Origin of the sequence: Mesorhizobium sp. ANAO-SY3R2 (genome assembly GCF_042466635.1) — a bacterium.
Lineage (GTDB): Bacteria > Pseudomonadota > Alphaproteobacteria > Rhizobiales > Rhizobiaceae > Aminobacter.
The window spans coordinates 3,959,098-3,980,455 of the sequence record NZ_CP159955.1 but is presented as its reverse complement, the minus strand read 5'-3'; the positions used below and the strand labels follow the sequence as shown (position 1 = coordinate 3,980,455).

Below are 21,358 nucleotides of genomic sequence, written 5' to 3'. Positions count from 1 at the left end.
AGATTTTGATGCGCGAGATCATATTCGACACCGAAACGACCGGACTCGACAATCGTGAGGACCGCGTCATCGAAATCGGTGCCATCGAACTGGACAACCGCTTTCCAACCGGCCGCACCTTCCACAAATACATCAATCCGCAAGGCCGCCAGGTTCATCCCGACGCCCAGGCGGTTCACGGCATCTCCAACGCCGACCTTGAGGGCAAGCCGACTTTTCCCGAGATCGTGCAGGAATTCGTCGATTTCATCGAGGGCGCCAAGCTTGTCGCGCACAACGGCAATTTCGACCTGGGCTTCATCAATGCCGAGTTCGCGCGGATCGACCAGCCTGCCATCGACCCGGGCCAGCTGATCGACACGCTGGCGCTCGCCCGCCGCAAGCATCCGATGGGCCCCAATTCGCTCGATGCTTTGTGCCGGCGCTACGGCATCGACAACAGCCGCCGCACCAAGCACGGCGCCCTGCTCGACTCCGAACTTCTGGCCGAGGTCTATATCGAGCTGATCGGCGGCAAGCAGGCAGCACTTGTCCTGGACAGCATCTCGTCGCAGTCGGGCGATACGCGCAGCGACGTCGTCGTCACCATCGCTGCCCGGCCCGAACCCCTCCCCTCGCGCCTGACCGAAGCCGAACTAGCCGCCCATGAAAAGCTGGTGGCCAGCCTCGGCGAAAAGGCGATCTGGGCGAGGCTGTCGCAGCCCGAAACCAACGAAGTCCAGTAACGCAAAAAGCCCGGCGCTTGGCCGGGCTTTTCGATGATCTGTGTCCTGCAGAAAGGTCTTAGCTGACGCGGACCTTCGAAGCGGCCTGTTCTTCGGCGATCTTCTGCTGGAACATCTGCGCGAAGTCGATCGGATCGAGCATCAGCGGCGGGAAGCCGCCGTTGCGGGTTGCCTCGGCGATGATCTGGCGGGCGAACGGGAACAGCAGGCGCGGGCACTCGATGAAGAGCAGCGGCAGCATGTGCTCCTGCGGGAAGCCGTCGATGCGGAAGACGCCGCCATAGACCAGCTCGACGTTGAACAGCACTTCCTTGTCGAAGGCAGCCTTGGCGTTCAGCGTCAGGTTGACGTCGAACTGCTTGTCCGTCATCGGATTTGCGTTGACGTTGACATTGATGTTGATGCCAGGAGCCTTGTCGCGGCCGCGCAGCGAGTTCGGCGCGCCGGGGCTCTCGAAGGACAGGTCCTTCACATACTGGGCCAGCACGTTGAGCGTGGGCTGCTGTGCGTTGCCGTTACCGTTGGTTGCAGCGCCTTCGGGTGCTTCGTTGTTGGCCATAAGCCCGTGTCCTCTTGGCTTGGCCGCCACGCGGCCCATATTGAGATCGCGCGTTGGCTACCACGCTCGGCCTGCCAAGACAAGGTTTTGCCGTTGTCCCAGACGTTTGGCCTATTCGTCGCGAATGGAGCGCCAAGGCGAATTCGGGTCAGGCTGACGCGTGAAGTCGGTCTCGTCGAGATCGATGGTCTTGCCGCCAGCCGGGCTGCCGCGACGTGAAAACCCGCTCGAATAGCTGGCGACATGCACACGTTTGCTGAGAAAGCGCCAGGCAAGCTCGCGGACCGGTGGCAAGAACAGCAGGATGCCGAAGATGTCGGTGATAAAGCCGGGGATCACCAGCAGGATGCCGGCCAGCACGACCATCGCGCCATGGGCGAGCTCCTTGGAGGGGTCGCGCCCGGCGTCCATTTCGGTGCGGACGCGGCTCATGACGCCGAAACCTTGCACGCGCAGCAGCATCGAGCCGACCACGGCGCTCAAAAGCACCAGGCCGATCGTCGGCAGCACGCCGATTTCGCTGCCCACCACCACGAAACCGGCGATCTCGAGCAGCGGCAGGGCAAGAAGCAGGAGAGGCAGCATGAGAATTGTCGATCCGGTCCCGGTTTGTGTTGACGCGCCAACCATATGCCGTCACAGGCAGGGCGCATACATCTTTAGATAGGAACTGCGCCTTTGATTTGAATGATCGGCGCATGCGTTCTATATGCAGTAGCTAACACGGCGCACAGAAATGCGTTGGCCAAGCGCAGATAGGCTGGCTTCGGCTGCGAACAAGGGACGGATCGGCGGGAAGACATGCAATTCTTCGATTTCGGCACGATTTTCTTTCTGATCGCAGCGGTGGTGATCTTCTTCCAGTTGCGCAACGTGCTCGGACGCCGCACCGGCAACGAACGTCCACCTTTCGACCCCTATACCGCGGCCCGCACCAAAGCCCAGGACGCCAACGGCAAGTCCGACAATGTGGTCTCGTTGCCGCGCAAGAAGGCCTCCGGCGAGACCGCCGAGGAGGCCTATGCGGCGATCGACGCCTTCGCCAAGTCCGGCACCGACCTCAACAAGGGTCTGCGCGCGATCAGGGACGCGGACGCGTCCTTCGAGCCGAAGGGTTTCGTCGACGGGGCCAAGATGGCCTATGAGATGATCGTCATGGCCTATGCCGACGGCGACCGCAAGACGCTGAAAAACCTGCTTTCGCGCGAGGTTTTCGACGGTTTCGTGGCTGCGATCAACGATCGCGAGGGCCGTTCGGAGAAGATCCAGTCCTCCTTCGTCGGCATCAACAAGGCCGACATCGTCTCGGCCGAGATGAAGGGCAGCGAGGCGCATGTGACGCTGCGCATCGTCAGCGAGCTGATCTCCGCGACACGCGACAAGGCCGGCGACGTCATCGACGGCGATCCGGAGACCGTGGCCGAGGTCAAGGATGTCTGGACCTTTGCCCGCGACACCCGCTCGCGCGACCCGAACTGGAAGCTCGTCGCGACCGAGGAAGAAGACTGATCGCGCGTGGCGGGCGAAGCCGGTGCCACTCTCTCCAGCATTCCGGCAGACAACTTTTGCCGACCTGCCCGGCTGGGCTGAAGACGACCAGTCGGCCGCCTTTGACGCCTTCCGGCGCTCGGCTTTCCATGTCCTGACCAAGCCTTACCGAACAGGCGCCCTGGGCGTTGCCTTCGAGGCTTTTTCCGAGGCTTATGCCAAGGCGCGCGCCTGCCCTGAGATATCAGGGGCCGAGGCCCGCGCCTTCTTCGAGCGCCATTTCGTTCCGGTTTTCGTCATGCCGGAGGGCCGGCCCGCCGGGTTGGTGACGGGCTTCTATGAACCCGAGGTCGAGGCCTCGCCGGTAAGGACGGATTTCTTCCGCGTGCCGCTTCTGTCGCGCCCGGCCGATCTCGTTGACGTCGATGACCAAAACCGGCCGGCCGGTCTGGATCCCTATCTCGCATTTGCCCGGCAGACGCCCGCCGGCCTGGTCGAATATCTCGACCGTCCTGCAATCGAGCGGGGAGCGCTTGCGGGTCAAGGGCTCGAAATCGCCTGGCTTGCCGATCCGGTCGACGCGTTCTTCGTCCATGTCCAGGGCGCCGCACGGCTGCAGATGACCGACGGCTCGTTGCGGCGTGTCACTTATGCGGCGAAATCGGGCCAGCGCTTCACCGGTCCCGGCGGCATCCTGGCCGAAATCGGCGAGATCCCGCTCGAAAAAGTGACGATGCAGTCGATCAGGGCCTGGTTCAGGGCCAACCCCGAGCGCATCGACGAGATCCTCTGGCGCAACCGCTCCTACATCTTCTTCCGCGAGGCTGAGGTCGACGATCCCACGCTCGGGCCCATCGCCGCGGCCAAGGTGCCGCTGACGCCGGGCCGGTCGGTGGCGGTGGACCGCCTGCTGCACACCTTCGGCACGCCGTTCTTCATCGCAGCCCCCAGCCTGACCGCCTTTGGCGGACAACCTTTCGCGCGGCTGATGATCGCCCAGGATACCGGCTCGGCCATCACCGGTCCGGCGCGCGGCGACCTCTTTGCCGGGTCCGGCTTCGAGGCGGGCGAAATCGCCGGGGTCGTCCGCAACGATGCCGATTTCTTTGCACTCGTGCCGAAGCAGCTTGTCGGGGACGCGTCATGAGCGCGCGCCGCGAACGCAAGCTGAGCGACGACGAACGCGTTCTCTGGAACGTCATTGCCCGCACGACCTCGCCTCTCAAAGGGCGCCGGGCGGTCGAAATACCGGAACCGCCCGCGCCAGAAGCTGCTGCCAAGCCGGAGGTTTCGACGCCGAAGGCCGTGCTGGCGCCTGCGCAGGCACCCGCCGCCCCGCCAAAACGCCAGTATGTCGCGCATTCGCTCGACGAGCCGACGCGCGACAAGCTGTCGAAGGGTAGGCTGCCGATCGAAGGCAGGGTCGACCTGCACGGCATGACCCAGGACGAGGCCTATTCGCTGCTCCTGAGTTTCCTGTCGCGCGCCCATGCCGGCGGCGTTCGCTATGTGCTTGTCATCACCGGCAAGGGCATGTCCAAGGGCGGCGACGGCGTGCTGAAGCGAATGGTGCCGGCCTGGCTGAGCACGGCGCCGTTCCGCATGCTGGTTTCCAGCCACGACCATGCCGCCCGCCATCATGGCGGCTCGGGTGCGATCTATATCCGGTTGCGGCGGAGGACGGGCGCATGACCCCGCTCGGCGAGCGCATCCGTGAGCTCCGGCGCGAACGCGGCGTCAGCCAGAAGGACATGGCAGCCAGCATCGGCGTCAGCGCAGCTTATCTGTCGGCACTGGAGCACGGCCATCGCGGCGTGCCGAGCTGGCCGATGATCCAGAAGATCATCGGCTATTTCAACGTCATCTGGGACGATGCAGACGAGTTGCAGAAGCTCGCCGAAGGCTCGCACCCGCGCGTGGTGGTCGACACGTCAGGCCTGTCGCCGGCGGCGACCGAACTCGCAAATCTCTTGTCGCGGGCTATTGGCGAGCTGGACGAAGCCGAGCTCGTTGCTCTGAATGCCCGACTGTGCGAGGCGCTGGCGCGGAAGAAGGGTGCTTAAAAAAGCGCCTTCAGCTCGCCCAGCCTGTCGTTGACCAGCCAGCCGTAATAGTTCTCCTCCGGGGCCTTGTCGGGCTCGCCGGCAGCGCGGCGGCGCTCGTTTTCGGACTTCAGCGCATGGGCGCGCGCTTCTGGATTGCCGATATTGTAGAGCGTGGCAGTCAGTCCCGGATTTGCCGAGATGTCGAATCCGGCGATGTCCCTGTAGGCGTCGATCGACGTCTTCAGCGCTGCCGCGACGTAAGGAAGCGTCAGGTCGGGATCCATGATGGTCTTGTAGACGCCATTGGGATCGCCCGCGTCGAGTTTCGGCAGGCCGGAGACCTTGTGGACGAGATCACTCATCTGCAGCGCCGTCAGCGGGTTGAGCTGGCCGATGCCGAACGTCTGCCCGGCATAGAAGGGCTGGAAGAAGGTGGCGCTGAAACGGTCGTCGGGGAAGCTCTTGCCGCCGACGACCTTGCCGCGGAAGGACTGGTTCCACACCGCCTCGCGGCATGACCAGAGGTCGTAGCTGTCCGACATAGCGTCACAATTCGCGAACTCGGGCCGCTGGATGAATTCTGTGACCTTCTCGCCGTCGTAGCTGAAGTTGAACTGGCTGGTCAGATACGACACCGCCTTGACGTAGTAGGTCTGCAAGCGGTCGTAGGCATCGACATTGTAGGTGTGCTCGCCGACGATGGCACCGACGATGTGGATCGGGTCGATGCCGTAGGTGTGGGCCACCGACTTGATCTTGCCGAGCAGAGCGGGATCGTTCTGCAGCAGCGCATAGACCTTGCGGTACTTGGCGTCGAACGTCGTCTTGCCGGCCTGGGTGCGCTTGGAGGAGGCGCCGGGCACCGGCGGTTGCTCGGCATGGACGTTGCCAGCGGCGACCATGGTCGCCGCCGAAGCCAGCGGCATGGCGAATGCACTCGTCAGAAAAAATGCCGTGAGAAATGTACTTTTCATGCGCTGCTGTTTGCCCAAGCCTGTTCCGGGCAAACTAGGAAAAGCCCTCTGCTTAGTCGAGAGCGTTATCGACCGGTCCGAGCGAAAGGTGGCCGAATGGTTCCATTCGGCCACATGTCGATTACAGCCAGTCTTCTAGCAGCCAGCGCCGGAAGCTGTCCGGCCAAGCCGATTAAAGGATGAAACGCGACAAATCTGTGTTCCGCGACAGATCGCCAACATGTTTTTCGACATAGGCGGCGTCGATCGTCACGCTGGTGCCGTTGCGGTCCGGCGCATCGTAGGAAATCTCGTCGAGCACGCGTTCCATCACCGTCTGCAGGCGCCGGGCGCCGATGTTCTCGACGCTGGCGTTGAGGTCGACGGCAATGCCGGCGAGCGCATCGATGGCGTCATCGGTGAATTCGAGCGTCACCCCCTCCGTCGCCATCAGCGCGATATACTGCTTGATCAGGCTGGCTTCCGTTTCCGTCAGGATGCGGCGGAAGTCGTCCTTTTCCAGCGCGCGAAGCTCGACGCGGATCGGCAGGCGGCCTTGCAATTCGGGCAGGAGATCCGATGGCTTTGAGACGTGGAACGCACCCGAGGCGATGAACAGGATGTGGTCGGTCTTGATCGGCCCGTATTTGGTCGCCACCGTCGTGCCTTCGACCAGCGGCAGCAGGTCGCGCTGCACGCCTTCGCGCGAAGGCCCACCGGCAACGTCGCCACGGGCGATCTTGTCGATCTCGTCGAGGAAGACGATGCCGTCGTTCTCGGTCGCTTCCAGAGCCCTGCGCACGACCTCTTCCTGATCGAGCAGCTTGTCGGATTCGTCCGAGATCAGCAGGTTGTAGGATTCCTTGACGGTGGTCTTGCGCGTCTTGGTGCGCTGGCCGCCCATCGCCTTCTGCAGCATGTCGTTGATATTGAGCACGCCGATATTGCCACCGGGCATGCCGGGGATGTCGAAGCTCGGCATGCCACCGGTGCCGGTGTCGGCCACCTCGATCTCGATTTCCTTGTCGTCGAGTTCGCCCTCGCGCAGCTTCTTGCGGAACGAGTCGCGGGTCGCCGGGCTCGCCGTCTTGCCGACGAGTGCTTCGAGCACGCGCTCCTCGGCGTTGAGGTGGGCACGCGCCTTGACGTCTTCGCGCATTTTTTCGCGCACCAGCCCGATGGCGATTTCGACGAGGTCGCGGACGATCTGCTCGACGTCGCGGCCGACATAGCCGACCTCGGTGAACTTGGTCGCCTCGACCTTGACGAAGGGCGCGCCCGCCAGCCTGGCGAGGCGGCGCGAGATCTCGGTCTTGCCGACACCCGTCGGCCCGATCATCAGGATGTTCTTGGGCATCACCTCTTCGCGCATCTGGCCGTCCAGCTGCTGCCGGCGCCAGCGGTTGCGCAGCGCGATCGCCACGGCGCGCTTGGCGTCTTTCTGGCCGATGATGAAGCGGTCGAGTTCGGAAACGATCTCACGGGGAGAGAAAGTACTCATGAGTCACACAATTCCTGCTTGCCACTGCTTTATGGATTCGAAGGGATGCAGCAGCATGATGACGTTGAGCGTCAGATTATCTCGGATGACGTAACCGACGCCGATTTCGAAGATGATGGCCAGGGTCACGACGCTCCATATAGGAAGCCGTGCCGCCATCATAAAGCCCAGCATCATGGCCAGCGTGTCGGCCACCGAATTGAGGACGCTGTCGCCGTAATAGTCGAGGGAAATGGTCGCCTCGCGGTAGCGGTTGATGATGAACTCGCTGTTCTCCACCAGTTCCCACGCCACCTCGATGCCGACCGCCAGCGCCAGCCTGAGGCCAAGCGGGCTGTTCGGAATCAGCCATTTCAGCAGCGCATAGAACAGGAAACCGTGGATGATGTGGGAGAAGGTGTACCAGTCGGAGATGTGCTGTGAGTTCTCCGAGCTCATCACTACCCCGTGCCACAGCTTGACATAGCCGCTTTTGCTGATCGCCGGATGACCCATCCAGTAGAGTGCGACCGCTTGCCCCGCGATCAGCAGGGCCGCGACCAGCAGCCACCAGCCCAGTTTTTCACGCTCAGCTTCCGCGGCCTTGATGTCCTCGATAGCGCTCATGCCTCAAACTCCCCCTCTTCTGCATCGACCGCCATCAGCAGCGCCGGCCCATATTCGGAATGTCTTTCACCGATGGGCCTGAATCCGGCCTTTTCATAGGCGCGGATGGCCCTTTTGTTGCGCGGGTCCGGGTCGATTATGACGCGCAGCGCACCCTCCTCGAACAGCTCCTCCACGAACTGCCTGAGGATATCAGGGCCATGGCCGATGCCGACCAGTTCGGGCACCCCGATCGAAAGGTCGACGCCGAGCGTGCCGAAAGGCTGATCCTGAGAGGGATGGTCGTCCTCCATGTGCGGATCATAGCTCTGGAGGTAGCCAATCGGCTTGCCATCGAGTTCGACGATCAGCGGCTCGACCGAGATGCTGTCGATATGTTCCTTGATCTCGGCTAGCTCCTTGTCGGCATCGCCCCACCATTCGGCGACATGCGGCTGGGCCAGCCATGCCTTGATCGTCGGCAGGTCGGCCCTTGTCACCGGTCGGAAGTAGTAGTGTGCCGGCGCCTTATTCGGCATCGAGCGTTTCGACGACGAAGCTGTGGTTGGTGTAGACGCAGATGTCGGCGGCGATCTGCATCGCCTTGCGGGCGATCTCCTCGGCGTCCTTGTCGGTGTCCATGAGCGCGCGGGCGGCCGCCAGCGCATAGTTGCCGCCCGAGCCGATGGCCATGACGCCGAATTCCGGTTCCAGCACGTCGCCGGTGCCGGTCAGCGCCAGCGACACGTTCCTGTCGGCCACCAGCATCATCGCCTCGAGGCGGCGCAGGTAGCGGTCGGTGCGCCAGTCCTTGGCGAGTTCGACGCAGGCGCGCGTCAACTGGTCGGGATATTGTTCGAGCTTGGCCTCGAGCCTTTCGAGCAGGGTGAAGGCGTCGGCGGTGGCGCCGGCGAACCCGGCGATGACGTTGCCCTTGCCGAGGCGGCGGACCTTGCGGGCGTTGCCCTTCATGATGGTTTGGCCGAGGCTGACCTGGCCGTCACCGGCGATGACCACCTTATTGCCCTTGCGCACGGTCACGATCGTGGTGGCGTGCATACTCTGTTCGTTCGACATATGCTGCTCCGATGGCGCGCGGCCCCTGCGAGGCGGCATGCGCGTTACGAGTGAAAGTTCGTCTTATGTATGCCGCCGCGCAAGGAATGCAAATCGGCCGAAGCGACGACGAAATGCCCTTTCGCGCAATTGGCAATCGGCAGCTCATGCTGTTATTAGGCTGACGTTTTTCAGGACAAGGATCCGCCATGGCCCCCCGCTCCGCCGAAGTCAGCCGCAAGACCAAGGAAACCGAAATTTCGGTCTCGGTCCATGTCGACGGCGCCGGCCGTTCGGAGATGGCCACCGGCGTCGGCTTCTTCGACCACATGCTCGACCAGCTGTCGCGGCATTCGCTGATCGACATGAAGGTGTCCGCCAAGGGCGACCTGCACATCGATGACCATCACACGGTGGAGGATTGCGGCATCGCGCTCGGCCAGGCGCTGTCCAAGGCGCTCGGCGACCGCCGCGGCATCATGCGCTATGCCTCGATCGACCTCGCCATGGACGAGACCTTGACGCGCGCCGCCATCGACGTCTCGGGCCGGCCTTTCCTGGTCTGGAACGTCGCGTTTTCGGCGCCCAAGATCGGCACCTTCGACACCGAGCTGGTGCGCGAGTTCTTCCAGGCTTTGGCCCAGAACGCCGGCATCACCCTGCATGTCACCAACCATTACGGCGCCAACAATCATCATATCGCCGAAACCTGCTTCAAGGCGGTCGCGCGCGCGCTGCGCATGGCCCTTGAAAGCGATCCGCGCCAGCCAGACGCCGTACCCTCGACCAAGGGCAGCCTGAAGGGATAGCCATGGCCATCCATGTCGTCATGGAGCCGCCCGTCAAGGCGGGACAGAACGCCTCGGAAAATGCCGTCTTCGTTCGCGACGGCTTCTATTTCTTCGGCTTCATCGCGCCGATCCTGTGGCTGCTGTGGCACCGGCTCTGGCTCGCGGCCATCGTCACCCTGGCGGCGACGCTGGCGCTGGCCGCGGTGATCGAAGCTGCGGGCCTCGCTTCCTTGCCCGCGACCCTGCTGCCTCTGCTGATCTCGCTCTATGTCGGGCTCGAAGGCGGGGCATTGCGTCTCGCCAAGCTTCGCCGCGCCGGTTGGCGCCAGTGGGGCGTGATCGAGGCGGACTCGACCGCTGACGCCGAAACGCGCTACCTCTTCGCCGACGGCCAAGTCGAAGACCGGCCTGTCTCCGCCGTTGCCGTTTCGTCGGCCGCACCGCGCCGAGAGCCCTCGGGCGCGGCGCTCGGCCTCCTGCAATATCCCGGAAGAAACTGACATGCGTGTCGCCATCATCGACTATGGTTCGGGCAATCTGCGCTCGGCGACCAAGGCCTTCGAACGCGCCGCCCGCGAGGCCGGCATTTCGGCCGAAATCGACCTGACGGCGGACGCGAACCGCGTGCGTTCCGCCGATCGCATCGTGCTGCCGGGCGTCGGCGCCTATGCCGACTGTGCCCGCGGCCTGCGTGCGGTGGAAGGCATGTGGGAGGCGGTCGAGGAAGTTGCTATCCGCAAAGCGCATCCCTTCCTCGGCATCTGCGTCGGCATGCAGCTGATGTCCGAGCGAGGGCTGGAAAAGACCATCACCCAAGGGTTCGGCTGGATCGCGGGCGACGTCAAGGAGATCACGCCGTCTGATCCGTCGCTCAAGATTCCGCAGATCGGCTGGAACACGATTCACGTGAAACACCCTCACCCGATCTTCGACGGCATCGCGACCGGACCCCAGGGGCTGCACGCCTATTTCGTGCATTCCTACCATCTCGATGCCAGCCACGACAAAGAAGTGCTGGCAACCACCGACTATGGCGGGCCGGTCACCGCCGCAGTGTCGCGCGACAACCTTGTCGGCACCCAGTTTCATCCCGAGAAGAGCCAGGCCCTTGGTCTGGCCCTCATTGCCAATTTCCTGAGGTGGAAGCCATGACGACGAAAAAGGGCTACTGGATGGCGATGGTCGAGATCACCGACCCCGAGGCCTATCCGGCCTATATCGCGGCCAACCTTGCGGCGATTGCCCCTTATGGCGCCAAGCTTCTGGTGCGCGGCGGCCAGTATGACCAGCCGGAAGGCCCGACCGGCAACCGCCATGTCCTGGTCGAATTCGAGTCCTACGAGCAGGCGATCGCCTGCTACCACTCACCCGCATACCAGGAAGTCGTGAAGCTCAGGCACGCGGCCTCTATCGGCAAGTTTGTCATCGTCGAAGGCGTTTGAGCATGATCCTTTTCCCCGCCATCGACCTCAAGGATGGCCAGTGCGTGCGCCTCAAGCTCGGCGACATGGACCAGGCGACGGTCTACAACAACGACCCAGCAGCCCAGGCAAAAGCCTTCGAGGACCAGGGTTTCGAGTGGCTGCACGTGGTCGATCTCAACGGCGCCTTCGCTGGCGAGAGCGTCAACGGTTCGGCCGTCGAGGCGATCCTCAAGGCGACCAAAAACCCGGTCCAGCTCGGCGGCGGCATCCGCACGCTCGACCACATCGAGAGCTGGCTATCGAAGGGCCTCGCCCGCGTCATCTTGGGCACTGTCGCTGTGCGCGACCCCGAACTCGTCAAGGAAGCCTGCAGAAAATTCCCCGGTAAGGTCGCCGTCGGCATCGACGCCAAGGGCGGCAAGGTGGCGGTCGAGGGCTGGGCGGAAGCCTCGAGCCTCGGCGTCGTCGAACTGGCGAAGAAATTCGAGGGTGCCGGTGTCGCTGCCATCATCTACACCGACATCGACCGCGACGGCGTGCTCGCCGGCATCAACTGGGAGTCGACCATCGGCCTCGCCGATGCAGTCTCGATCCCGGTCATTGCCTCGGGCGGCCTCGCCTCGCTTGCCGATATCGTGCGCATGACCATGCCGGATGCGAAGAAGCTGGAAGGTGCGATCTCCGGGCGCGCGCTCTATGACGGCCGCATCGATCCGGCCGAGGCGCTGGCGATCCTGCGCGGCGAACTCAAGCCGGAAGCCGGATTGTTCGAGGAACGGCCATGACCCTCAAAGCCCGTGTCATCCCCTGCCTGGACGTCAAGGACGGCCGCGTCGTCAAGGGCGTGCAGTTCGTCGATCTGATCGACGCCGGCGATCCGGTCGAGGCGGCCAAGGCCTATGATGCGGCTGGTGCCGACGAACTCTGCTTCCTCGACATCACCGCCTCCTCCGACAACCGCGAGACCATCTTCGACGTCATCGCCCGTACCGCCGAGCAGTGCTTCATGCCGCTGACGGTCGGCGGTGGCGTGCGCCAGGTCACTGATATCCGCAAGCTGCTTCTGGCCGGCGCCGACAAGGTGTCGATCAACACGGCTGCGGTGAAGAACCCGTCCTTCGTCGCCGAGGCCGCCGACAAGTTCGGCAACCAGTGCATCGTCGTCGCCATCGACGCCAAGAAGGTGTCGGCGCCGGGTGAAGCCGACCGTTGGGAGATCTTCACCCATGGCGGCCGCGAGCGCACCGGCATCGATGCCGTCGAGTTCGCGATCAAGGTCGTCGACCTCGGCGCCGGCGAGATCCTGCTGACCTCGATGGATCGTGACGGCACCAAGATCGGCTATGACATCGAGCTCACCCGTGCTGTCGCGGACGCGGTGCGCGCGCCGGTCATCGCCTCGGGCGGCGTCGGCAATCTCGACCACATGGTATCAGGCATCCGCGAGGGCCATGCCACGGCGGTTCTCGCCGCCTCGATCTTCCATTTCGGCACCTACACCATTGCCGAGGCCAAGGCCTACATGGCAAAAGCGGGTCTGCCGATGCGGCTCGATCCCATTGGCTGACCTGACTGCCGAGGCCGAAATGAGCGAATTCTCCCTTTCCGATCTCGAAAAGATCGTTGCCGAGCGCGCCCGTTCGGGCGATGCCAATTCCTGGACCGCCAAGCTCTATCAGAGCGGCATGGAACGGGCGGCCAAGAAGCTCGGCGAAGAAGCGGTCGAAACCGTCATCGCCGCAGTCAAGGGTGATGATGGCGCCCTCGTTTCGGAAAGTGCGGATCTCCTTTATCATTGGCTCGTCGTGCTGGCTGTTGCCGGCATTCCGATGGCGGACGTGATGACTGAGCTCGAGCGTCGCACGTCGCAGTCCGGGATTGCCGAGAAGGCCTCGCGCAAGAACGAGGGCTGACCGCTGGTCAGGTCCCGCAGGGGAGGTTCGATGGATCAATTCGCGCCGTCGGAGAAGTATTCTCCATACTGGTTCTTCAAGGCCGAGCACTGGGCGGGGTTCGGCGCCGACATGTCGATGACGCTGACCCAGGATGAGGTCGCGCGGCTGAGCTCGATGTATGAGCCGATCGACCTCGAGGAAGTGAGGCGCATCTATCTGTCGCTGTCGCGGCTTTTGTCGGCCCATGTCGAAACCAGCCAGCAGCTTTTTCGCCAGCGCCAGCGCTTCTTCAATTCCGACAAGGGCACCAAGACGCCGTTCATCATCGGCATGGCCGGCTCGGTGGCGGTCGGCAAGTCGACCACGGCGCGTATCCTCAAGGAACTGCTGACCCGCTGGCCGTCGAGCCCGAAGGTCGATCTGGTCACCACCGACGGCTTCCTCTACCCGAACGATGTGCTGCGCCGCGACAACCTCATGGAGCGCAAGGGCTTTCCCGACAGCTATGATGTCGGCGCGCTGCTGCGTTTCCTGTCGGGCATCAAGTCGGGCCAGCCTAATGTGCGCGCGCCCGTCTATTCACACCTGACCTATGACGTGATGCCCGGCGAGTTCGTCACCGTCGACCGGCCCGACATCCTGATCTTCGAGGGCATCAACGTCTTGCAGCCGCGCGAGCTGCCCAAGGACGGCAAGTTCGTGCCCTTTGTGTCGGATTTCTTCGATTTCTCGATCTATATCGACGCCGAGGAACAGCTGATCCACGAGTGGTATATCGAGCGCTTCATGCGGCTGCGCGAGACCGCGTTCCGCAACCCCGCCTCGTTCTTCCACCGCTATTCGCAGCTCTCCGAAGATGCAGCGCGGGCCATCGCCGAGGGGCTGTGGGCCAACATCAACCTGAAGAACCTGCGCGAGAACATTCTTCCCACCCGCCCGCGTGCCGACCTCATCCTCAAGAAGGGCGCCGGCCATCTCGTCGAGGAAGTGGCGATCAGGAAGCTCTAGTCCGGCTTCGTCACCCGTCGCAGCGTCAGGTTGATGCGGCCGCCGTTCTTGAGCAGCGCCGAGGTCGAGGGATAGATGCGGTCGACGCCGTGGAAGGCGAGCCTGCCCTCCCCGCCGAGCACGACGACGTCGCCGCTTTCCAGCCTGAACGACACGGTGCGGTCGTCGCGTTTCGTGCCTCCTACGCGGAACAGGCAGGCGTCGCCGAGCGACACCGAAACCACGGGGGCTGAAAATTCCTGCTCGTCGCGATCCTGATGCAGGCCCATCTTCGCCGTGTCGGTGTAGAAATTGACCAGGCACGCCTCCGGCGGATGCGGATAGCCCGAGACCTCGCGCCACAGTGAAAGCAACGCCTCGGGGATCGGCGGCCATGGCTCGCCGGTCACGGGATGCGTCGGCTGGTAGCGATAGCCGCGCTCCTTGTCGGTGACCCAGCCGAGGCTGCCGCAATTGGTCATCCGCACGCTCATTTCCTTACCGGTGTTGGGCATGGCGGGCGTGTAGAGGGGGGCTGCCTTCACCACCTCGCGCACGCTTTCGACCAGGCTCTCCTGCGCCTCGCGGGCAATAAAGCCGGGCATGTGGCGGACGCCTTTGGGCAATACGAGCACGTTTCAGCTGCCTTGTTAGATCTGGCCGTCCAGAATGCCACCTGAAAAGCAAAACGGCGACCCGAAAGCCGCCGTTCCGCACCGAATGACGTTTCGGATCAGGCTGTTGCGATATCGGGAATGCGCAGCACCTGGCCCGGATAGATCTTGTCGGGGTGCGTCAGCATCGGTTTGTTGGCCTCGAAGATGACGGTGTATTTCGACCCCTTGCCCTTGCCGTACTGGGCTTCGGCGATCTTCGACAGGTTGTCGCCCTTCTTGACGGTGTAGAACACCGGGGCCTTGGCAGGCGTCACCGCCTTGACCAGCTCGGTCATGTCGACCTTGCCGTCGAGCTTGAGGCCGGAATCGGGGGCCACGAGCTTCAGTTCGTCGGCCTCAACCTTGCACACGCCGAGCGTGTTGCCGACGGCGATCACCGCCTTTTCGTAGGTCGACTGGTCCTTGACTGCGCCTGACAGCACCGCCGTGTCGCCCTTGACGATGACCTCGACATTGTCGGTGCCGAGCTTGTGCGAATCCAGCTCTTTTTTCAGGGACTCCGCGGTTGGGGCCTCTTCCTCGCCGCCCAAGCCAAGCTTCTTGCCGACGTTCTTGACGAAATCGAACATACCCATTGGTCATCTCCCTTGCTGCAACAGTCGGCCAAAACCTTGGCATCCGCATTGGCAAATTGGAAGTAGGATCGATCTCCAACACTTAGTCGCCGTCGACCCTGCCCCGCAGCTTCTTGACCGTCGAGCGCCCGGCCTTGCTCTTGAGCCGTCTTTCGATCGAACCCTTGGTCGGCTTGGTCTTGCGGCGCGGTTTCGGCGGCGGCTCGGCCGCCTTGGCGACGAGTGCCGTCAGCCTTTCCCTGGCGTCCGCCCGGTTCTGTTCCTGGGTTCGAAAGCGCCCGGCCTCGATGACGATGACGCCGTCCTTGGTCGCCTTCTGGCCGGCCAGCTTGATGGTGCGTTCGCGCACGCGTTCGGGCAGGCCTGGTGCGTTCGCGGCATCGAAGCGCAATTGCACGGCCGTCGCCACCTTGTTGACGTTCTGGCCGCCCGGCCCTGACGAGCGGATGAAATTCTCCTCGAGGTCATCGGGATGGATGACCACGTCGCTGGCAATGATGATTTTCTCGTCGGCGCTCATGCGCAACTCATGCCGCGACGGGGCCAAAAAGAAAAGGCCCGGCACTTGGCCGGGCCTGATCTGGAAGGTTTTGCTGCGGAGCGGCTTACTCGGCCGCTTCCTGCGCATGCGGGGCGGCACTGCGAACGGCGGCATCGACGTGGCTTTCGAACTTGCCGAAATTGTCGATGAACATCGTCACCAGCTTCCTTGCCTGGCGGTCATAGGCAGCACCGTCGGCCCAGGTCGAGCGTGGGTCGAGGATCTTGCCGTCGACGCCGGGAACCGAGACGGGCACGGCGAAGCCGAAGTTGGCGTCGGTGCGGAACTCGACCGCGTTCAGCGAGCCGTCGAGGGCCGCCGAAAGCAGCGCACGCGTCGCCTTGATCGGCATGCGCGAGCCCACGCCATAGGCGCCGCCGGTCCAGCCGGTGTTGACTAGCCAGCAGTTGACGCCGTGGTCGGCGATCAGCTGGCGCAGCAGGTTGCCGTATTCGCTGGGATGGCGCGGCATGAAAGGCGCCCCGAAGCAGGTCGAGAACGTCGCTTCCGGCTCGGTCACGCCGCGCTCGGTGCCGGCGACCTTCGCCGTATAGCCCGACAGGAAGTGGTACATCGCCTGCGCCGGGGTCAGCTTGGCGATGGGGGGCATCACGCCGAAGGCATCGGCCGTCAGCATGATGATGTTCTTGGGATGGCTGGCGCGGCCGGTGGCGCTGGCATTCGGGATGAAGTCCAACGGATAGGCGCAACGGGTGTTTTCGGTCAGCGAGCCGTCGTCGAAGTCGGGAACGCGATTGTCATCCAGGACGACGTTCTCGAGCACCGTGCCGAAGCGCTCGGTGGTGGCGAAGATTTCCGGCTCGGCCTCGGCCGACAGGCGGATCGTCTTGGCGTAGCAGCCGCCTTCGAAGTTGAAGATGCCGTCCGGGCCCCAGCCGTGCTCGTCGTCGCCGATCAGCGTGCGCTTGGGGTCGGCCGAAAGCGTGGTCTTGCCGGTGCCGGACAGGCCGAAGAACACCGCGGCGTCGCCGTCGGGGCCTTCATTGGCCGAGCAATGCATCGGCATCACGCCCTTGGCCGGCAGCAGGTAGTTGAGTGCTGTGAACACCGACTTCTTCATTTCGCCGGCATAGGCGGTGCCGCCGATCAGCACGATCATGCGGGTTAGGTCGACGGCGATGATCGTCTCGGTGCGGGCGCCGTGGCGGGCCGGGTCGGCGCGGAACGACGGCAGGTCGATGATCGTCATCTGAGGCACGAAGCTCGCCAGCTCGCTCGCTTCCGGTCGGATCAGCAGGTTGCGGATGAACATCGAGTGCCAGGCAAACTCGGTGACGACGCGCGTCGGCAGGCTGAGCGAACGGTCGGCGCCGCCGATCAGGTCCTGGACGAAGAGATCCTTGTCGGCCGCGTGCGCCAGGAAATCGGCGTGCAGGGCGTCGAATTGCTCAGGGCTGATCGGCTTGTTGTTGTCCCACCACACATGGGCTTCGGTGTTGGCGTCGCGGACGACGAACTTGTCCTTGGGCGAGCGGCCGGTGTGCTGGCCGGTGTAGGCGACGAGTGCGCCATGGGCGGTCAGCCTGGCTTCGCCGCGGCGGATCGCCTCTTCGGCAAGCAGGGCCGCACCGAAATTATAGCGGACGGTGCCCGACGTTTTGAGCCCTGCCGTTTCGATCCCGCATGCGGGATTGCGCTTTCCGGTTTCCGACATCTGGTGAAGCCTCGTTTTGCTTTGACGCCAATGTCCGGTCTGCGGGCCGGACGCCGTTGTCCCCGAGGGACCTAGGCAGGCTGAAACAGAAAAGACGAGCGATATCAAATCATTAATCGATTTAAATATTTTGAAATTTGCCTAAATCGTTTAAATGATGGGGAATCGGCCGCCGGGTCCAAAGGTGCGACAGATTTTTTGTTCGGGTTTTCGCTGCATAGCCCCATATAAGGGAGCAACAGACGTGGCGATTGCGCTCCCCGTCGTTGGGGCGTATGCCACATTTTGTACCTAATTTGTCCTGCACAAGCCCTGCACCAAGCAGGAAGGGACACCCGCACATGAGGGAGCCGCTGGAAATGGCAACGATCGCGCTTGTCGACGACGACCGCAACATTTTGACATCGGTTTCGATTGCGCTCGAGTCCGAAGGGTATCGTGTTGAGACCTATACCGATGGAGCCTCCGCCCTCGAGGGGCTGGCGGCGCGTCCGCCGAACCTCGCCATCCTCGACATCAAGATGCCGCGCATGGACGGCATGGAGCTGCTGCGCCGGCTGCGCCAGAAGACCGACCTGCCGGTGATCTTCCTGACCTCCAAGGATGACGAGATCGACGAGCTGTTCGGCCTCAAGATGGGCGCGGACGACTTCATCCGGAAGCCGTTCTCGCAGCGCCTGCTGGTCGAGCGCGTGAAGGCCGTGCTGCGCCGGGCGAGTGCCCGCGAGGCGGCCACCAAGGCACCGACGCAACAGGCGCGCTCGCTCGAGCGTGGTCAACTGGTGATGGACCAGGAGCGCCACACCTGCACCTGGAAGGGCGAGCCTGTTGTGCTCACGGTCACCGAGTTCCTGATCCTGCATTCGCTGGCCCAGCGTCCCGGCGTCGTCAAGAGCCGCGACGCCTTGATGGATTCGGCCTATGATGAGCAGGTCTATGTCGACGACCGCACGATCGACAGCCACATCAAGCGCCTGCGCAAGAAGTTCAAGGCTGTCGACGACGATTTCGAGATGATCGAGACCCTCTACGGCGTCGGCTACAGGTTCCGCGAGGCGTAAGGTCGGCGGGGACTGGGCCAGATGGCGATGGAAGCAGAGATGAGCAAGCCGTCCGCCGCTGCCAAGCGGCCGCACGGCCGCTCGTCTTCGTTTCTCGATCGGGCGAGGCATTGGCTGAGCCGTTTCCTCGGCCATCACTTCTTCTCCAGCCTGACCAAGCGGATACTCTTCATCAACCTTGCCGGCCTGGCCGTAATGGTCGGCGGCATCCTCTACCTCAACACCTTCCGCGACGGGCTGATCGGCGCCCGGGTCGAAAGCCTGATGACGCAGGGCGAGATCATCGCCGGCGCCATCGCGTCTTCGGCGACCGTCGAGACGGATTCGATCAGGATCGACCCCGAAAAGCTGCTCGAGATGCAGGCCGGCGAGAGCATCGGGCCCGGTTCGGACCAACTCGACAGCCTCGATTTTCCGATCAATCCGGAACGCGTCGCCCCGGTGCTGCGGCGGCTGATCACGCCTACCCGCACGCGGGCACGCATCTTTGACCGCGACGCCAACCTGCTGCTCGATTCACGCCATCTCTATTCCCGCGGCCAGATTCTGCGCTACGACCTGCCTCCGGTCGAAGAGGAGGAGCCGACGCTCATGGAGCGGGCGCAGAAATTCGTCTTCGACCTGTTCCGAGATCGAACGCTGCCGGTCTACCGCGAGCAGCCCGGCGGCAATGGCGCCGCCTTCCCCGAGGTAATGCAGGCACTGACCGGCGGCCCGGCGACGATCGTCCGCGTCAGCGAAAAGGGCGAGCAGATCGTCTCGGTGGCCGTGCCGATCCAGCGCTTCCGCGCGGTGCTCGGCGTGCTGATGCTGTCGACCGAAGGCGGCGACATCGACAAGATCGTGGCCGCCGAGCGCAAGGCCATCCTGCGCATCTTCGGTGTCGCGGCGCTGGTTACGGCACTTCTGTCGCTGCTGCTCGCTTCGACCATCGCCAACCCGCTTCGCCGCCTCTCGGCCGCCGCCAACCGGGTTCGCCGTGGCGGCAAGAACCGCGAGGAAATCCCCGATTTCTCCGACCGCCAGGACGAGATCGGCAACCTGTCGGTCGCCGTGCGCGACATGACCAATGCGCTCTACGCCCGCATCGAGGCGATCGAGAGCTTTGCCGCCGACGTTTCGCACGAACTCAAGAATCCGCTGACCTCGCTGCGCAGCGCGGTCGAGACGCTGCCGCTGGCCAAGAACGAGAATTCGCGCGCCAGGCTGATGGAGATCATCCAGCACGACGTGAAGCGCCTCGACCGGCTGATCACCGACATTTCCGATGCCTCCCGGCTCGATGCCGAACTGGCGCGCGAAGACGCTGCCAGGCTGGATCTCAAGAAATTCATCGGCGACCTGGTTTCGGTGTCGCGCGAAACCAGCCGCAAGAAGCCGGTGGAGATCGAGTTCACGGCCGCCAAGCTGCCGGCCGGCGTGAAGAACTACAATGTGCTCGGCCACGATCTGCGCATCGGCCAGGTCATCACCAACCTGATCGAGAACGCGCGCTCCTTCGTGCCCGACGGTCACGGCCACATCAGCATCACGCTGTCGCGCGTCGGCAAGTTCAACGTCATTACCGTCGAGGATAACGGCCCCGGCATCGGCGCCGAAAACATCGACCGCATCTTCGAGCGCTTCTATACCGACCGGCCCGCGAGTGAAGCCTTCGGCCAGAATTCCGGCCTCGGCCTGTCGATCAGCCGCCAGATCGTCGAGGCCCATGGCGGCACGCTGACCGCCGAGAACATCGCCGGCACCAAGCCCGGTGAAATCAGGGGTGCGCGCTTTATCGTCACCCTGCCGGCCGAAGGCTGACCCGTGGCCCCCACCAACATGCATGCGACGGCGGTACTGCTCGGCGACCGCGGCGTGCTGATCGCCGGACCGTCGGGCGCGGGCAAGTCGCTGCTGGCGTTGGCGCTGGTCGAGAAGATGCGTGCCGCCGGCCGCTTCGCCCGGCTGGTTTCCGACGATCAGCTGTTTCTTTCCGCTCACAAGGGACGCCTGCTGTGCCGCGCGCCCGCGACGATCGCCGGCCTGGTGGAGATCCGCGGGCTCGGGCCGACTGCTGTCGAGCACGAGGCGGCCGCAGCGGTCGATCTGCTCGTCAGGCTCGTCCCTGCCGCGGTGGTCGAGCGGTTTCCCGAGGCGGAAAGCGAGATTATGTGCGGTTGCGAAATCGCCAGTATGACCCTGGCAGAGCGCGAATTCGCTGCCGCCGTTCCGGCCATTCTCGCCCGTCTTGGCTTCGCACCGGCGGGCTGAGAGGGGCCTTGCCTGTTGTTGCGATGCGTCAAAATGGCCTGAGGCGCCGCAAATTGGGGCTTGTAAACGCCCCCGCCCTCGACAAGATAGCGCTCCCGCCCTCGATGAAGGCGGCAACGATATTGCGCTGCTGTGAAGGGACCATGACGGGAGCCAAAACAGAATGATCGGACTCGTGCTCGTGACGCACGGTCAGCTGGCCGAAGAGTTCCGCCATGCCGTGGAACACGTCGTCGGACCGCAGGACAATTTCGAGACCGTTTCGATCGGCGCCGATGATGACATGGCGCAGCGTCGCAGCGACATCATCGCTGCCGTCGCCCGCGCCGAGACGGGCGCAGGCGTCGTCGTGCTCACCGACATGTTCGGCGGCACGCCGTCCAACCTTGCCATCTCGGTGATGGAGGCTGGCCGCGTCGAGGTTATCGCCGGCATGAACCTGCCGATGCTGATCAAGCTGACCAGCGTGCGCAAGGCCGACAACATGGCCATGGCGCTCGAAGAGGCGCAGGCCGCCGGCCGCAAATACATCAATGTGGCAAGCCAGGTGTTGAGCGGCAAATGAGC

28 protein-coding genes are annotated in these 21,358 nt (G+C 63.6%); 17 read left to right on the top strand and 11 right to left on the bottom strand.

Features of this window, described 5'->3' with window-relative positions; genetic code table 11:
* The first annotated feature begins 8 nt into the window (after nt 1-8).
* Nucleotides 9-725 (top strand): DNA polymerase III subunit epsilon, encoded by a 717-nt coding sequence (gene dnaQ, locus ABSY17_RS23930; RefSeq protein WP_378946408.1) that lies wholly within the window; start codon nt 9-11, stop codon nt 723-725.
* Nucleotides 726-783: 58 nt separating this feature from the next.
* Here dnaQ and secB read toward each other — a convergent pair whose 3' ends face one another.
* Complete coding sequence (gene secB / locus ABSY17_RS23925) at nt 784-1,284, bottom strand: protein-export chaperone SecB (RefSeq protein ID WP_378946406.1); 501 nt, start codon at nt 1,282-1,284, stop codon at nt 784-786.
* A gap of 111 nt (nt 1,285-1,395) precedes the next feature.
* Nucleotides 1,396-1,869 (bottom strand): FxsA family protein, encoded by a 474-nt coding sequence (locus tag ABSY17_RS23920; protein ID WP_378946404.1) that lies wholly within the window; start codon nt 1,867-1,869, stop codon nt 1,396-1,398.
* A gap of 216 nt (nt 1,870-2,085) precedes the next feature.
* On the opposite strand from ABSY17_RS23920, the gene ABSY17_RS23915 reads away from it, so the two are divergent.
* From ABSY17_RS23915 to ABSY17_RS23900, 4 genes are read left to right on the top strand one after another with little or no spacing between them, the layout of a single operon-like run.
* Nucleotides 2,086-2,793, top strand: coding sequence for a Tim44/TimA family putative adaptor protein (locus ABSY17_RS23915; protein WP_378946402.1), 708 nt, complete (start codon nt 2,086-2,088; stop codon nt 2,791-2,793).
* Nucleotides 2,794-2,815: 22 nt separating this feature from the next.
* The gene (locus ABSY17_RS23910; RefSeq protein ID WP_378946400.1) at nt 2,816-3,919 is read left to right on the top strand and encodes a murein transglycosylase A; all 1,104 of its coding nucleotides are present in this window, start codon (nt 2,816-2,818) and stop codon (nt 3,917-3,919) included.
* Nucleotides 3,916-4,464, top strand: a complete 549-nt coding sequence (locus ABSY17_RS23905; RefSeq protein WP_378946398.1) for a Smr/MutS family protein — start codon at nt 3,916-3,918, stop codon at nt 4,462-4,464. Before ABSY17_RS23910 ends, ABSY17_RS23905 begins: the two co-directional genes overlap by 4 nt.
* On the top strand, nt 4,461-4,835 hold the full coding sequence (locus ABSY17_RS23900) for a helix-turn-helix domain-containing protein (protein WP_378946396.1): 375 nt from the start codon (nt 4,461-4,463) through the stop codon (nt 4,833-4,835). The genes ABSY17_RS23905 and ABSY17_RS23900 overlap by 4 nt, the downstream gene beginning before the upstream one ends.
* On the opposite strand, the gene ABSY17_RS23895 is transcribed toward ABSY17_RS23900, so the two are convergent.
* From ABSY17_RS23895 to hslV, 5 genes are all read right to left on the bottom strand, one after another.
* Nucleotides 4,832-5,791: a DUF1402 family protein gene (locus ABSY17_RS23895; protein WP_378946394.1), complete on the bottom strand. Its 960-nt coding sequence runs from the start codon at nt 5,789-5,791 to the stop codon at nt 4,832-4,834. The genes ABSY17_RS23900 and ABSY17_RS23895 overlap by 4 nt on opposite strands.
* Before the next feature lie 172 nt (nt 5,792-5,963).
* Entirely contained in the window at nt 5,964-7,271 is a 1,308-nt protein-coding gene (gene hslU / locus ABSY17_RS23890) for an ATP-dependent protease ATPase subunit HslU (RefSeq protein WP_378946392.1), read from the bottom strand.
* A gap of 3 nt (nt 7,272-7,274) precedes the next feature.
* The gene (locus tag ABSY17_RS23885) at nt 7,275-7,877 is read right to left on the bottom strand and encodes a DUF2585 domain-containing protein (protein WP_378946390.1); all 603 of its coding nucleotides are present in this window, start codon (nt 7,875-7,877) and stop codon (nt 7,275-7,277) included.
* Nucleotides 7,874-8,395, bottom strand: a complete 522-nt coding sequence (locus ABSY17_RS23880) for a GNAT family N-acetyltransferase (RefSeq protein WP_378946388.1) — start codon at nt 8,393-8,395, stop codon at nt 7,874-7,876. Before ABSY17_RS23880 ends, ABSY17_RS23885 begins: the two co-directional genes overlap by 4 nt.
* The gene (gene hslV, locus ABSY17_RS23875; protein WP_378946386.1) at nt 8,385-8,933 is read right to left on the bottom strand and encodes an ATP-dependent protease subunit HslV; all 549 of its coding nucleotides are present in this window, start codon (nt 8,931-8,933) and stop codon (nt 8,385-8,387) included. The genes ABSY17_RS23880 and hslV overlap by 11 nt, the downstream gene beginning before the upstream one ends.
* Before the next feature lie 188 nt (nt 8,934-9,121).
* Here hslV and hisB point away from each other — a divergent pair, with 188 nt between their 5' ends.
* The 8 genes from hisB to coaA are packed head-to-tail and all read left to right on the top strand — an operon-like array spanning nt 9,122 to nt 14,030.
* Nucleotides 9,122-9,721, top strand: coding sequence for an imidazoleglycerol-phosphate dehydratase HisB (hisB, locus tag ABSY17_RS23870; protein WP_378946384.1), 600 nt, complete (start codon nt 9,122-9,124; stop codon nt 9,719-9,721).
* Nucleotides 9,722-9,723: 2 nt separating this feature from the next.
* Nucleotides 9,724-10,203: a DUF2628 domain-containing protein gene (locus tag ABSY17_RS23865; protein ID WP_378946382.1), complete on the top strand. Its 480-nt coding sequence runs from the start codon at nt 9,724-9,726 to the stop codon at nt 10,201-10,203.
* A 1-nt stretch (nt 10,204) separates the two neighbouring features.
* Nucleotides 10,205-10,855, top strand: coding sequence for an imidazole glycerol phosphate synthase subunit HisH (gene hisH / locus ABSY17_RS23860; RefSeq protein WP_378946380.1), 651 nt, complete (start codon nt 10,205-10,207; stop codon nt 10,853-10,855).
* The gene (locus tag ABSY17_RS23855; protein WP_378946378.1) at nt 10,852-11,145 is read left to right on the top strand and encodes a DUF1330 domain-containing protein; all 294 of its coding nucleotides are present in this window, start codon (nt 10,852-10,854) and stop codon (nt 11,143-11,145) included. Before hisH ends, ABSY17_RS23855 begins: the two co-directional genes overlap by 4 nt.
* 2 nt (nt 11,146-11,147) lie before the next feature.
* Nucleotides 11,148-11,912 carry a 1-(5-phosphoribosyl)-5-[(5-phosphoribosylamino)methylideneamino]imidazole-4-carboxamide isomerase gene (hisA, locus tag ABSY17_RS23850; protein WP_378946376.1) on the top strand — a complete coding sequence of 255 codons (765 nt, stop codon included), beginning with the start codon at nt 11,148-11,150 and terminating at the stop codon, nt 11,910-11,912.
* The gene (hisF, locus tag ABSY17_RS23845; protein WP_378946375.1) at nt 11,909-12,694 is read left to right on the top strand and encodes an imidazole glycerol phosphate synthase subunit HisF; all 786 of its coding nucleotides are present in this window, start codon (nt 11,909-11,911) and stop codon (nt 12,692-12,694) included. Before hisA ends, hisF begins: the two co-directional genes overlap by 4 nt.
* 19 nt (nt 12,695-12,713) lie before the next feature.
* Nucleotides 12,714-13,040 (top strand): phosphoribosyl-ATP diphosphatase, encoded by a 327-nt coding sequence (locus ABSY17_RS23840; protein WP_378946373.1) that lies wholly within the window; start codon nt 12,714-12,716, stop codon nt 13,038-13,040.
* 30 nt (nt 13,041-13,070) lie between these two features.
* Nucleotides 13,071-14,030: a type I pantothenate kinase gene (gene coaA, locus ABSY17_RS23835; RefSeq protein WP_378946371.1), complete on the top strand. Its 960-nt coding sequence runs from the start codon at nt 13,071-13,073 to the stop codon at nt 14,028-14,030.
* Here coaA and ABSY17_RS23830 read toward each other — a convergent pair.
* The 4 genes from ABSY17_RS23830 to ABSY17_RS23815 all read right to left on the bottom strand — a co-directional run bounded on the left by ABSY17_RS23830 (nt 14,027) and on the right by ABSY17_RS23815 (nt 17,477).
* Nucleotides 14,027-14,644 (bottom strand): alpha-ketoglutarate-dependent dioxygenase AlkB family protein, encoded by a 618-nt coding sequence (locus ABSY17_RS23830; protein ID WP_378946369.1) that lies wholly within the window; start codon nt 14,642-14,644, stop codon nt 14,027-14,029. The genes coaA and ABSY17_RS23830 overlap by 4 nt on opposite strands.
* A 98-nt stretch (nt 14,645-14,742) precedes the next feature.
* Nucleotides 14,743-15,261, bottom strand: coding sequence for a peptidoglycan-binding protein LysM (lysM, locus tag ABSY17_RS23825; RefSeq protein WP_378946367.1), 519 nt, complete (start codon nt 15,259-15,261; stop codon nt 14,743-14,745).
* 82 nt (nt 15,262-15,343) lie between these two features.
* A complete protein-coding gene (gene arfB / locus ABSY17_RS23820; protein ID WP_378946365.1) occupies nt 15,344-15,781 on the bottom strand; it encodes an alternative ribosome rescue aminoacyl-tRNA hydrolase ArfB in 438 nt (145 codons plus the stop codon).
* An 85-nt stretch (nt 15,782-15,866) separates the two neighbouring features.
* A complete protein-coding gene (locus ABSY17_RS23815) occupies nt 15,867-17,477 on the bottom strand; it encodes a phosphoenolpyruvate carboxykinase (protein ID WP_378946363.1) in 1,611 nt (536 codons plus the stop codon).
* Between the two features lie 359 nt (nt 17,478-17,836).
* Here ABSY17_RS23815 and ABSY17_RS23810 point away from each other — a divergent pair, with 359 nt between their 5' ends.
* The 4 genes from ABSY17_RS23810 (at nt 17,837) to ABSY17_RS23795 (ending at nt 21,356) form a co-directional block, all read left to right on the top strand.
* Nucleotides 17,837-18,538, top strand: a complete 702-nt coding sequence (locus ABSY17_RS23810; RefSeq protein ID WP_378946361.1) for a response regulator transcription factor — start codon at nt 17,837-17,839, stop codon at nt 18,536-18,538.
* 21 nt (nt 18,539-18,559) lie between these two features.
* Nucleotides 18,560-20,341, top strand: a complete 1,782-nt coding sequence (locus ABSY17_RS23805) for a stimulus-sensing domain-containing protein (RefSeq protein ID WP_378946359.1) — start codon at nt 18,560-18,562, stop codon at nt 20,339-20,341.
* A gap of 3 nt (nt 20,342-20,344) precedes the next feature.
* Nucleotides 20,345-20,791: an HPr kinase/phosphorylase gene (locus tag ABSY17_RS23800; RefSeq protein ID WP_378946357.1), complete on the top strand. Its 447-nt coding sequence runs from the start codon at nt 20,345-20,347 to the stop codon at nt 20,789-20,791.
* 163 nt (nt 20,792-20,954) lie between these two features.
* A complete protein-coding gene (locus tag ABSY17_RS23795; protein ID WP_378946355.1) occupies nt 20,955-21,356 on the top strand; it encodes a PTS sugar transporter subunit IIA in 402 nt (133 codons plus the stop codon).
* Nucleotides 21,357-21,358 lie beyond the last annotated feature (2 nt).